The following is an 11,743-nucleotide window of genomic DNA, read 5'->3' on the forward strand; positions in this document are numbered from 1 at the left end:
AAAAGCAATTGGTTTGCCTTAAGGGACCGTAGGCTCTGCCGTCGACTAACGCAAGCTGTTAGCTTTAAGGCGGAGCTGCAGTCGCCGCTCAGCCCGATCAGGAAGTTCAGGAAGGGCACAGACATGTCCGCCGCTGACCTCGCGCCACCGGAGGCGGCCCGCTGGGCCGCACGATCCGGGCTCTCGCTGTCCCCCGAGCGCCACTCGGCGGTGGCGGCCACCGCCGACCACATGCTGTCCGTCGTCTCCGTCCTGCGGGAGCTGGACTTCGGCGATACGCCGCCGTCCGCCGCCTACCGCGCGTGTGCGGGAGAGGAGCGGCTCGATGCAGCCGTATGAACTCTCCGTCGCCGACGCGGCCGAGGCCGTACGGACCCGGCAGCTGTCCCCGGTCGAGCTGGTGGACTCCGTGCTGAAACGTATCGAGCGGGTCGAACCCCGCCTGCGGGCCTACACCTTGGTGACGGCCGACCAGGCGCGGAACGTGGCGCGGCAGGCTGCGCACGAGGTCGCCGCCGACGGCGTCAGGGGGCCGCTGCACGGCATCCCCGCGGGCTTGAAAGACCTGATCGACGTGGCCGGGACGGCGACCACGGCAAGCTCCCGGGTACGCGCGGACCACCGGGCGGAGGCGGACAGCGCGGTCGCCGCACGACTGGCGGCAGCCGGCGCGGTGTTCGTCGGAAAGACCCACACGCACGAGTTCGCTTACGGCCTGACCACGCCGCAGACCAGTAACGCCTGGGACCAGGGCCGGGTGGCCGGCGGCTCCAGCGGCGGGTCGGCCGTCGCCGTGGCCGCCGGGGCGGCGGCGTTCGCACTGGGCACCGACACCGGAGGGTCGATCCGGGTGCCCGCCGCACTGAACGGAGTGGTCGGCCTGAAGCCGACGTACGGGCTGGTCTCCCGGCACGGCATCACCGCGCTGGCCTGGTCGCTCGACCATGTCGGGCCCATCACGCGCACGGTGGAGGACGCCGCGCTGGTGCTGGGCGCCCTGGTCGGCCACGACCCTCGGGACCCCGCCTCCTTTCCGGCACCGCCCGTGGACTACCGGCCCGGACCCGGCACGGACCTGACGGGGCTGCGGATCGGCGTGCCGGGAAACTACTACTTCGACCGGGTCGACTCCGAGGTAGAGGCCGCCGTACGGCACGCGATCGGCCGACTGGAGGCGCTCGGCGCGCGGCTCGTCGAGGTGGAGATCCCGATGACGCGCTACATCCAGGCGACCCAGTGGGGACTGATGGTGCCCGAGGCCACCGCCTACCACGAGCGGACGCTGCGGACGGTGCCCGAGCTGTACGCGGCGGACGTCCGCGTCCTCTTGGAGGCGGGCGAACTCATGTCCGCCGGGGACTACCTGCGCGCCCAGCGCGCCCGCACGCTCATGCGGCAGGCCTGGCAGCGCATGCTCGACACGGTCGACATGGTCGCCGCGCCGACCGTGCCCCTCACGGCCGTGAAGGCCGGCCAGTCCACCGTGACCTGGGACGACGGCACGGAAGAGAGCGTCTCCGACGCGTATGTACGGCTGTCGGCCCCGGCGAGCATCACCGGTGTACCGTCGCTGACCCTGCCCGTAGAGCAGGACTCGGCAGGCATGCCGATCGGCATGCAGCTCATGGGCCGGCCCCTCGGCGAAGCCGCGCTGCTGCGCGCGGGCCACGCGTACGAGCGGACCGGGACCGCCCGCGGCCTGGCGCCGGTGACGTAGGAGGAGATGGCCGGGCACGCCCGTGCACTGAGAGCCGCAAGCCGGGTCCGCCTGCGAGCACGTCAGTCGAGCGCGTGCTTGATGGCGGTGAGCCACCGGTCCACAGGACCGAGGGTGATCAGGCCGCTGCCCGCACCCGCGAGTTCGCCTGCGGCCGGCCGCAGCCGGGTGTGAAGCCGCTCCAGTACGACCCGGTCGCCGAGTTCCAGCGCCACTGCTGCCTCCAGGCAGCACAGCGCCTCGTACAGCAGGTCCGCGGGCGGCTCCGGCAAAGCGCGCAGCATCGCCTGAGCCTCGGTGCGAAGGCCGGTGTGCAGCGGGATGAAGGCCTCGGCCCAGGGGCGGTACGGGCCCCAGTCCGCATCGGTATCGACGTGTTCGGCTGCTTCCCGTGCGGGCGTGCTGCCGTCGGCCAGGCGCAGGCACAGCTGCGCGAGGGGCAGCAGACCGTGCTCGACACCGGGCATGCCGGCGCCGTCCAGCCGGGCGGCGGCGGCCCGGTATGCGGCCTCGGCCTGTGCGATCTGCCCGGAGGCGGCCGACCGCAGCGCCCGGTACCACTGGGTGAAGACGCTCGCCAGCGGCCGTTCGTGGCGCTCGGCCAGCTGATCCGCGGTGGCGGCGTGCTCGTCGGCCGCCGGGAAGTCGCCGAGTGCGCTGCGCGCCTGCACGTGGATCAGGTGGCCGAGTACCTCGAAGGACGCCAGGCCGTGTCGTACGGCCAGCGCGACCAGCTCCGCGCCGATCGCGTCCCGTCTCGCCGCGAGCCCGGCCCGGGTGCAGGACTGCATGAACACTCCGTTGAGGGCGAACGCCAGCAGCGTGGGATCGTCCAGGCGTCGGGCGATCTGCTCTGCTTCGCGTGCGGCCCGCGGGCCGCGTGCGGACCGGGTGCCGCGCATCTCCAGTGCCACCGTGGCCAGCAGGCGGCAGCGCGCCGCCTCGTGTGAGCCGCCGCGCGGCAGGGCGGCCAGGGTGCGCTCGGCGACCGTGACGATCTGCTGCGCCTGCTGCGGGTCGTCGTTGCGGGTCCAGATCGCGGGGACGTCATAGGCACCGATCACGCGGGCGGTCAGCTCCGGGTCGCCGAACTCGTCCGCCGCGGTGATGGTCGCCAAGCGGTGTTCCTGGGCCGCCTGCAGCCCGCCGCCTCCGGTGACCGCGAGATTGCTGATCAGTCCGACCGTCGCCTCCAACCGGGCCCGCGGGCCTGCGGCGACCGTACGGTCGTAGGCCGCGACCGCCCGTGTCCACAGCCGGGCCGCCGCCGTCATCGGTTCGTCCGGCAGGTCCAGGCGCGGGTCCTGGGTGAGGATGTCCGTCTCCAGGCGGCGCAGCTCCGGGCCGGGGTCCAGACCCAGCTCGTCGGCCAGTACGGCCCGGGCCCGGCGCAGCACCGCAAGCGCATCCCCCTGCCGGCCCGCGCGGTAGAGCGCCAGGGCCAGCAGTCGCCAGGCCTCCTCACGCCAGGGATGCTCGGCCAGATGGGCATCCAGCTCGGGTACCGCCTCTGCGGCCAGCCCCAGGGCCAGCCGGGCCTGCGCCTGCTGCTCCACTGCTCGCAGCTGCAGTTCGGCCAGGCGGGAACGCTCTCCTCGTGCCCAGTTCTCCTCGGCGAACTCTGCGTAAGCCGGACCGCGCCACACCTCCAGCGCCGCCTGCAGTTGTTCCAGTGCCTGCGCGGGCGGCAGCTGCGCGGCGGCACCGACGGCCGCCTCGAACCGCCAGGCATCCACGGCGTCCGGTGCTGCCCGCAGCGCGTACCCCGGGCCCTCGGTGACGAGCAGACGGGCCGGGGCCCGGGCCGGGCGGTCCGGCTCCAGGATGCGGCGCAGTGTGGCGACGAAAGTCTGTACGGCACCCACGGCGCCCGGCCCGGGCTCCTCCCACAGGTCCTCCACGAGGTGGGCGACCGGAACCACGCGTCGACGCGCCATGATCAGCCGAGCGAGCACCGCCCGGTGCCGCGGCCCCTTCAGCCCGAGAACGCCACCGGCCGCATCCCAGGCGACCACTGGCCCGAGCACGCCGAAGGTGATCCGCTCCATCCCCACCTCCCGACCTTGCCCTGCCTGACCGCGCGCCCGCCACGGTACGCGCTGATCGGACGCTGATTCGCGCGCGGCAGGCTCGATGGTGTCCGCCGACCGCGGACCCTCCCACGCACCCGACGAAAGCAGCACACCGTGGCAGCACCGACCATCCCCGGCTTCGACTACCAGCGCATCCAGGTCGCCGACGGCATCGCTCTCAACACTGCCGTCGGCGGCTCCGGCAGCCCGATCGTCCTCCTGCACGGCTTCCCTCAGACCCACCTGATGTGGCGTCACGTCGCCGCCGACCTCGCGGCGGACCACACGGTCATCTGCCCCGACCTGCGCGGCTACGGCGCGAGCGACAAGCCCGCCGACACCGACGGGACCGCTTACGCCAAGCGCACCATGGCCGCCGACATCGTCGCCCTGGCCCGCGCCCTCGGCCACGAGTGGTTCGCCCTGGCGGGCCACGACCGTGGCGCCCTGGTCGCCTTCCGCGCCGGACTCGACCACCCGACCACCATCACCCACCTCGCCTGCCTGGACGTACTCCCGACCCTCGACATGTGGCAGGTGATGAGCGGCACGAATGCCGCCATCGGGTTCCACCTCTATCTCATGGCCCAACCCCCGGGCCTGCCCGAGCAGATGATCGCGGCTGCACCCGACGCCTTCTTCGGCCATTTCCTCGACATCTGGGCCCACAACCCCGACGCCATTCCCCCTGACATCCGCGCCGCTTACCTGGACGCCTGCCGCGACGCGGTGCCCTCGATCGTGGCCGACTACCGCGCCTCCGCCGACATCGACGTCGACCACGACCAGGCCGACAGGGACGCCGGCAGCCAACTGGACATGCCGGTCGCCGTACTCCAGCAGGACTGGGGCTCCGCCCTCGGCTTCGACGCCCAGGCACTCTGGTCGGCCTGGGCACCGAAGCTGGCCCACACGACCGTCAACTGCGGCCACTTCATGGCCGAAGAAGCCCCCGAGCGGATCGCCTCGGAGCTCCGCACACTCGTGATCCGCTGAGCACGCGGCACCGGCGGCACCGCGACTCACCCGCGATGAGGTAGGCGCCCACGGACGCGACCTGTTCCTCCAGTCGGGGCCACTTCCGACAGGAGCGTGCGGGGACTGGGGACCGCGGCGAGGAACAGCTGTTCCTCGGACGTGAAGTGCCGCAGGAACTTCGCCCTGGGCGACACGTTGACGCGGACCATTTGCGGGGGCCGGTGAACCATAGGGGCGAATCTCTCGTGATCAGCGTGCGGTACAGGGCCCGTGTCCGACAGATGGCGGCATGCGGTCGGCCATGTTCGAGAGAAGAGAAATCCGTGATCAATTGGACCGGCTTCGTTCCGGCCGCTCTGATCATTTCGGTCTCGCCGGGCGCCAATCAGTTGTTGTGTATGCGCAACACGGTCCGTTACGGCGCGGCCTCCGCATTGACGGGAGTCGTCGGGCGGCTCGCCGGCTTAGCTCTGCTCATCGGGCTGGCCGTGGTCGGCGTCGGCGCGGCGCTGGCGGCCTCGCCCGTCGCGCTCGACGTGATCAAATGGTTCGGCGTTTCCTATCTGATGCTCCTCGGCCTCTGGAGCCTGCGAAGTGCGTTGCGCACCCCGTCCGTGGACGCGGATAACCAGCCGGAGAATTCTACGGCGGGTCTGCGGGGTCTGGTGTTCAAGGAGTTCAGTGTCGCTTTCACCAATCCGAAGGCGCTGCTGCTCTTCGCCGCGCTGCTTCCTCAGTTCATACGCGGGCAACAGGACGGCAGGGCCGAGGCGACAGCAATCCTCGGCGTGGCCTACCTGGGTATCGAACTGGTGGTGAGTTTTGGGTATATCGGTGTCGCCTCACGCCTGAGAGCACTCGGCATATCCGCCCGGCGTCAGCGCGGCATCGATGTCACCGCCGGAAGCTGCCTTCTCGTCATCGCGGTCCTGCTGGCTTTCAGTGACAACGCTTAGCGGTTATGGCGTCGCGATCATGTGGCGCTGAGCACGGCACCGGTGCGCTCGCACATGGCACGTAACGACGCGCCGTCGTGGGCGTCGGCGACTGCGAGGTAGCGGGTGGCCAGACGTTCTGCGTATCCCGTCGCCCCCCACAGGACCAGGTCGAACTCCGGTGACGTCGGCAATCGACCACCGTCACCCTGCCTCTGCAACTGAGCAGGAAACCGGTCTGGAAGGTGAGCAGTCATCCGGCGAAAGGTGAGGGCATCCCCTGACGAAGGAGTTCCCATGGCCCACGTAGTGATCATCGGAGCCGGACCTGTCGGCCTTGTCACCTCGATGCTGCTCGCCGCGGACGGGCATGGCGCCACCGTGCTCGACCGGGATCCCACCGCCGCACGCACGGTGGAGGCCGCCATCGGCGGTGACTGGCGACGGCCCGGCGTCAAGCAGTTCGGGCACACACACATCCTCATGCCGGCCGGCTTCCGGCTCCTCGACAAGGAGCTGCCCGGCGCCGTCGACCGTATCCGCGAGGCGGGCGGCTACCCGTACAGCATGCTGGCCGGCGCATGGACGGAGCCGGGCGCCGGCCCGCGACAGGAGGGAGACGAGCGTTTCGAGACCCTCACCGCCCGGCGCCCGGTCCTGGAGGCCGCGCTGTTCGCCACCGCGGCCGAGACACCCGGCGTACGCATCCTCGGCGGGACCAAAGTGGTGTCCCTGCTCGCGGGCGCCCGCACCTCCGACCGCCCGCACATCACAGGAGTGGTGACCGATTCCGGGGCACGCATCGAGGCCGACCTCGTGGTCGACGCTTCCGGCCGGCGGACGGACGTGCCCGACCTCCTCGCGCAGGTCGGCGGCGCACCCGAAGTAATCCGCGAGGAGGCCGGATTCCGCTACTACACGCGGTACTTCCGCGCCGACGAGCGGGGAGTGCCGGCCCCGCGGACCTGGCCGCTGACCCACCACAACAGCATCTCGATCGTCACCGCCCCCGGAGACGGCGACACCTGGTCGGCCACCCTCGTCACCTCCGACCGTGACCAGGAGCTCCGTCCGCTGAGCCGCGTGGACGTGTGGAACCGTGTGCTCGCCCTCTACCCGCACGCCGCCCACTGGAACGAAGGCATCCCGCTGACCGACGTACACGTGATGGGCGGCACTCACAACACCCTGCGCTGCCTGGTCGCCGGCGAACGGCCCGTCGCCACAGGAATCCTGGCCGTCGGGGACGCGCGAATGACCACCAACCCGCAGTTCGGCATGGGTATGACGACCGGTCTGCGGCACGCCGTACGGCTGCGTGACGCGCTGCGTCTGGTCGGTACGGATGACGCCGTCGAGCTTGTTCTGCGCGTTGACCGCGACATCGACGCGGAGTCCGGGCCCGGTTGGGCGGACGACACCGCCTGGACCCGGCACCGCACAGCCGAGATCGACGCCGAGATGCGCGGCGAGCGCTATGTCACGGACGATCCGGCCTGGGCGCTGCGCACCGCGGTGGAGGCCGTCTTCCTGAAGGACCCCGAGATCCTGCGCGCCTGGGGAGACGTCGGTTCCATGCTCGCCACCGCCGACGCGGCCTTCGTCGAGACCGGCCTGGTGGAGCGGGTCATCCAGCTGGGTGCCGGGGCACTCCGCTATCCAGAGCCGGGCCCTGACCGGACTGAGCTGCTCACTGCCGTGCGCGACGGGGAGCCGGGCCCGAACCGGGGGAGGCTGCTGGTCGCCGTACGTGACGGGGAGTGAGGCGGCTCGTACCGCATGCGCGTTCGGGGAGTCGAGCGCATGCGTGCAGCACGGCTCCCCGCCAACTCCTGTACCTCATCAGGTTCTTCCCAGCGAAGGGTAAGCAAATGTCTCGTGTGTCTTCGGCTCGTCGGATGTTCGGTCGTTCTGTGGGCGGTGTGGTGGCGGCCGGTGTGGTCGCCGGTGTCTTCGCCACGGTGTCGTTGTCCGGTACGGCGGGTGCGTCGGGCGGGTCAGGTTCGGGGTCGAGCGCGAAGCCGACGATCGTGCTGGAACACGGTGCGTTCGCGGACACCGCCAGCTGGACCGGTGTGATCGAGCGGCTGGAGAAGTCGGGGTATCCGGTGGTGGCCGCGGCGAACCCCCTGCGCGGACCCGCCAGTGACGCCGGCTATCTGCGCAGTGTCGTGGACCGTATCGACGGACCGGTGGTGCTGGTGGGCCACTCCTACGGCGGCACGGTGATCAGTGACGCGGCCGTGGGCCACGAGGACAAGGTCAAGGCACTGGTCTACATCGCCGCGTTCCTCCCCGACACGGGCGAGACCTCTCTGGGGCTGTCGAACAAGTTCCCCGGCAGCACGCTCGGTGACGCCATCGAAGCCGTGCCCTACAGCCTGCCGCGCGGTGCGAGCGGCAATGACGTGTACATCAAGCCGGACAAGTTCCGCCAGCAGTTCGCCGCCGACGTCTCCCGGCGCCAGGCCGCCCTGATGGCCGCGACGCAGCGTCCCATCGCCGCCGCGGCGCTGGAGGAGAAGGCCACCAAGGCCGCGTGGAAGACCATTCCTTCCTGGTCGCTGATCGCCACCCAGGACCTCAACATCCCGCCGGCCTCACAGCGCTTCATGTCCGAGCGCGCCGACGCACACACCGTCGAGGTCAGGGCCTCTCACGCGGTCCCCGTCTCGCGCCCCGACGTCGTCAGCCGCGTCATCCAGCAGGCCGCCACCGCAACCGCCCGCTGACCCACCAGCCCCACCTCGCCCACAGCCCGTTCTCAAGAGGAGAAGCCATGCCCTTCATCACCGTAGGCCAGGAGAACAGCACCGACATCGACCTCTACTACGAGGACCACGGGACCGGGCAGCCGGTCGTCCTCATCCACGGCTATCCCCTGGACGGACACTCCTGGGAGAAGCAACTGCCCGCCCTGCTCGACGCCGGACACCGCGTCATCACCTACGACCGCCGCGGCTTCGGTCAGTCCAGCCGGCCCACCACCGGCTACGACTACGACACCTTCGCCGCCGACCTCCACACGGTGCTGGAAACCCTCGACCTCACCGACACCGTCCTGGCCGGATTCTCCATGGGAACCGGCGAAGTCGGCCGCTACCTGGGCACCTACGGTTCGGCACGCATAGCCAAGGCGGTGTTCCTCGCCGCGCTGGAGCCCTACCTCCTCAAGACCGAGGACAACCCCACAGGCATCGACGGCGAGGTCTTCGAAGGCATCCTCTCGGCCGTCACCCAAGACCGGTACGCCTACTTCACCGACTTCTACCAGGCCTTCTACAACCTCGACGAGAACCTCGGCACGCGCATCAGCGAAGACGTCGTCCGCGCAAACTGGAACACCGCCGCCGGCGCGTCCGCCTACGCCTCGCGTGCCGCCGTCCCGACCTGGACCACCGACTTCCGCGCCGACCTCCCCAAGATCGACGTCCCGGCCCTCATCCTGCATGGCACCGCGGACCGGATCCTGCCGATCGAAGCCACCGGTGAACCGTTCCACGCCGCACTCCCCGAGGCCGAGTACGTCATCGTCGAAGGCGCCCCGCACGGCTTGCTCTGGACCCACGCCGAAGAGGTGAACAACGCCCTCCTCGCCTTCCTCGCCAAGTAACTGCAGTCACCAACGACCTGGATGCGGGGGAGAACCCTGTGGAGGTCTCCGCGAACGTGAGACATCACATTGGATTGGGGGGCATCGCATGAAGCGCCGGACGCGCTGGTCGCACCGCTGGTCACGGTGTTAGGTAAAGCCTCGCATCGTCCCAGGTCGGAGGGGTAGACGACGCGGAGACGGCCGGGGCCGCCACCCCCCACAGGAGAGGCCCCGGCCGTCGCGCGGCACGGGCCGCGCGGCGGCCCGTATCTCCTACAGCGCCATGAGTGCGTTTTCTGTCACACCTCGCGCCGTCCCGCGGTGGTTGCATCTTGTACGGACATGGACGAGCAGCGGTTTCAGGTCGTAACGTGCCTTTCGCGCCGGACGGGGAAGGTGACTGATCACGGTGAGCCGCGGCTGAGAAGCCGCGGCCGGCTACTGACCATCGACCGAGGAATGCGGGTGCTGGGGGACGACGCGGAGCTGACTGCCGCGGTGCTTGCGGCACAGGACGGGGACGAGACCGCGTTCCGGACTGTGTACCGCGCGGTGCACCCGCGGCTCCTCGGGTACGTCCGGACGCTCGTCGGCGAGTACGACGCCGAGGACGTCGCCTCCGAGGCCTGGCTGCAGATAGCCCGTGACCTGGAGCGGTTCAGCGGGGACGCGGACCGCTTCCGCGGCTGGGCCGCCCGGATCGCCCGCAACCGCGCGCTGGACCACATACGGATGCGCGGCCGCCGCCCGGCGATCGGCGGCGACGAGACCGAGCTGACCGGGAAGGCCGCCGAGTCCGACACGGCCGGCGAGGCGATCGAGGCGCTGGCCACGGACAGCACGCTCTCGCTCATCGCCCGGCTGCCGCAGGACCAGGCCGAGGCCGTCGTCCTGCGCGTGGTGGTGGGCCTCGACGCCAAGACCGCCGCGGAGACCCTCGGCAAGCGCCCGGGGGCGGTGCGTACGGCCGCGCACCGGGGTCTGAAGCGGCTCGCCGAACTGCTCGGCGCCCCTCCGGAGGCGGATCCGGAATCGATCGGCGGGCTCGACGCGCTGCCGCCCCAGAGAGAACCGCAGGACCGTGCGGTGACGTCCGCGAGTGTGACGCATACGCGTGCGCGGACGCAGAAGGACATGTGATGGCCGACGAGCAGTACAGATGGCTGGACCGCGAAACGGCGGAACTCCTCCTGCGCGGTGAGTCATTGGAAGCTGTCGACCCCGCCGACCACGACCGGGCCGCCCGGCTCGCCGAAACCCTGGGTGCCCTGTCCGCCGTACCCCCACAGACAGACGACGCCGAACTCCCCGGTGAGGCCGCCGCGCTGGCCGCGTTCCGCAAGGTGCGCGCCGAGAAGGGCGAGCCGTCGGTCGTCTTCGGCGGTGCCCGGCACGGGTCCGTCGACGCGGGCCTGGTCCGGATCGGCGGGCCTGCTCGCCCCGGTCGGCGCCCCCGCTGGGGCCGCCCGTTGCGCCTGGGCCTGGCCGCCTCGGTGGCCGCCGTCATGGTCGGCGGCGTCGCCGCCGCGGCCGGAACCGGGCTCCTGCCCACCCCGTTCGACGCCGACGACCCCGTGCCCGGCGCCTCGGTCTCGGCCGCCGTGAGCCCCGACCACCCCATGGTGTCGACCCCGCCGAAGGACACCCCGGACGGCGGAACCGGAACGCCCGAGCCGAGCGGCACCCCGAGCGGCCCCGCCGCCGACGCACCCCCGCAGAACACCCACCCCGGCGGCGAGGCTCCCGAGGAGACCCCCGGCACCGAGCGCCACGGGGACGGCTTCCGCCACTGGTGGGGCTCCGTCACCGACGCCTGCCGCGACGTGCGCGCCGGCAAGGAACTGCCCCCCGACCGCCGACGCGCGCTGGAGGGCATGGCGGGCGGCTCCGGACGCGTGACGAAGTACTGCAAGGCCGTCCTGAACACGGCCGACGGCGACGACGGGGCCGGCGACTCCGACGACCGCTCCGGCAGGGACAGGGGCGACAACAGGGACGACGAGCAGGACCGGGGCGGTGACGACGACGGCGGCGGCATAGCGCCCGGCGACACCGGGGACGACAGCGCCCTGCAGCCCGGCCTCACGTCGTCGCAGCCGAAGCGGGCGACGACGACCTCCCCGGAGGAGGAACCGACGCCGTCCTCTCCCGCGCCGACGCCCAGCCCCTCGTACAGCGCCCTTGGCTCCGCCGAGCCTGATTCGGGCCACTGACCTGCGGTTTTGCCCGCGCTGGAGCCTTTCGCGCGGTGAGTGTGACGTTTTCGGCCGCCCTGGCGCAGTAATGAATGAGCCGACTGGTCATCGGCCGTCGCACAGAGCCGGGGTTCCCCCCGTACCTACGGCTCGTGCACTGGCGCGGGGGGGGGAGCAACACCCCCGCCCCCCCCCCCCCCCCACCCCCACAACACCAAATGACAACTACAATTCTAACCACCACACCACAC

Annotated in this window: 11 protein-coding genes; 9 read left to right on the forward strand and 2 right to left on the reverse strand. The window is 71.1% G+C overall.

The window, feature by feature from the left end:
- The first annotated feature begins 123 nt into the window (after positions 1-123).
- Entirely contained in the window at positions 124-339 is a 216-nt protein-coding gene (locus tag AB0I98_RS06880; RefSeq protein ID WP_362936291.1) for a hypothetical protein, read from the forward strand.
- Positions 326-1,717: an amidase gene (locus AB0I98_RS06885; protein ID WP_362936294.1), complete on the forward strand. Its 1,392-nt coding sequence runs from the start codon at positions 326-328 to the stop codon at positions 1,715-1,717. Before AB0I98_RS06880 ends, AB0I98_RS06885 begins: the two co-directional genes overlap by 14 nt.
- Before the next feature lie 62 nt (positions 1,718-1,779).
- Here the strand turns inward: AB0I98_RS06885 and AB0I98_RS06890 are convergent, their stop codons facing one another.
- Positions 1,780-3,765: a BTAD domain-containing putative transcriptional regulator gene (locus AB0I98_RS06890; RefSeq protein ID WP_362936297.1), complete on the reverse strand. Its 1,986-nt coding sequence runs from the start codon at positions 3,763-3,765 to the stop codon at positions 1,780-1,782.
- A 138-nt stretch (positions 3,766-3,903) separates the two neighbouring features.
- Here AB0I98_RS06890 and AB0I98_RS06895 point away from each other — a divergent pair, with 138 nt between their 5' ends.
- Positions 3,904-4,785 carry an alpha/beta hydrolase gene (locus AB0I98_RS06895; RefSeq protein ID WP_362936300.1) on the forward strand — a complete coding sequence of 294 codons (882 nt, stop codon included), beginning with the start codon at positions 3,904-3,906 and terminating at the stop codon, positions 4,783-4,785.
- 305 nt (positions 4,786-5,090) lie between these two features.
- Positions 5,091-5,723 carry a LysE family translocator gene (locus AB0I98_RS06900; RefSeq protein ID WP_362936303.1) on the forward strand — a complete coding sequence of 211 codons (633 nt, stop codon included), beginning with the start codon at positions 5,091-5,093 and terminating at the stop codon, positions 5,721-5,723.
- A 17-nt stretch (positions 5,724-5,740) separates the two neighbouring features.
- Here the strand turns inward: AB0I98_RS06900 and AB0I98_RS06905 are convergent, their stop codons facing one another.
- Entirely contained in the window at positions 5,741-5,896 is a 156-nt protein-coding gene (locus tag AB0I98_RS06905) for a hypothetical protein (RefSeq protein WP_362936306.1), read from the reverse strand.
- A gap of 103 nt (positions 5,897-5,999) precedes the next feature.
- On the opposite strand from AB0I98_RS06905, the gene AB0I98_RS06910 reads away from it, so the two are divergent.
- The 5 genes from AB0I98_RS06910 (at position 6,000) to AB0I98_RS06930 (ending at position 11,510) form a co-directional block, all read left to right on the forward strand.
- Positions 6,000-7,466 (forward strand): NAD(P)/FAD-dependent oxidoreductase, encoded by a 1,467-nt coding sequence (locus AB0I98_RS06910; RefSeq protein ID WP_362936308.1) that lies wholly within the window; start codon positions 6,000-6,002, stop codon positions 7,464-7,466.
- A 134-nt stretch (positions 7,467-7,600) separates the two neighbouring features.
- Positions 7,601-8,434: an alpha/beta hydrolase gene (locus tag AB0I98_RS06915; RefSeq protein WP_362936311.1), complete on the forward strand. Its 834-nt coding sequence runs from the start codon at positions 7,601-7,603 to the stop codon at positions 8,432-8,434.
- Between the two features lie 47 nt (positions 8,435-8,481).
- Positions 8,482-9,315, forward strand: coding sequence for an alpha/beta hydrolase (locus AB0I98_RS06920; protein ID WP_362936314.1), 834 nt, complete (start codon positions 8,482-8,484; stop codon positions 9,313-9,315).
- Between the two features lie 447 nt (positions 9,316-9,762).
- Entirely contained in the window at positions 9,763-10,437 is a 675-nt protein-coding gene (locus tag AB0I98_RS06925; RefSeq protein WP_155054345.1) for an RNA polymerase sigma factor, read from the forward strand.
- On the forward strand, positions 10,437-11,510 hold the full coding sequence (locus AB0I98_RS06930) for a hypothetical protein (protein WP_362936317.1): 1,074 nt from the start codon (positions 10,437-10,439) through the stop codon (positions 11,508-11,510). The genes AB0I98_RS06925 and AB0I98_RS06930 overlap by 1 nt, the downstream gene beginning before the upstream one ends.
- The last annotated feature ends 233 nt before the right edge of the window (positions 11,511-11,743 follow it).

Origin of the sequence: Streptomyces sp. NPDC050211, assembly GCF_040656035.1 — a bacterium.
GTDB lineage: Bacteria > Actinomycetota > Actinomycetes > Streptomycetales > Streptomycetaceae > Streptomyces.

Coding starts and splice junctions, on each gene's coding strand:
- AB0I98_RS06880 (WP_362936291.1), top strand. CDS start 124: ATGTCCGCCGCTGACCTCGCGCCACCGGAGGCGGCCCGCTGGGCCGCA.
- AB0I98_RS06885 (WP_362936294.1), top strand. CDS start 326: ATGCAGCCGTATGAACTCTCCGTCGCCGACGCGGCCGAGGCCGTACGG.
- AB0I98_RS06890 (WP_362936297.1), bottom strand. CDS start 3,765: ATGGAGCGGATCACCTTCGGCGTGCTCGGGCCAGTGGTCGCCTGGGAT.
- AB0I98_RS06910 (WP_362936308.1), top strand. CDS start 6,000: ATGGCCCACGTAGTGATCATCGGAGCCGGACCTGTCGGCCTTGTCACC.
- AB0I98_RS06915 (WP_362936311.1), top strand. CDS start 7,601: ATGTTCGGTCGTTCTGTGGGCGGTGTGGTGGCGGCCGGTGTGGTCGCC.
- AB0I98_RS06920 (WP_362936314.1), top strand. CDS start 8,482: ATGCCCTTCATCACCGTAGGCCAGGAGAACAGCACCGACATCGACCTC.
- AB0I98_RS06930 (WP_362936317.1), top strand. CDS start 10,437: ATGGCCGACGAGCAGTACAGATGGCTGGACCGCGAAACGGCGGAACTC.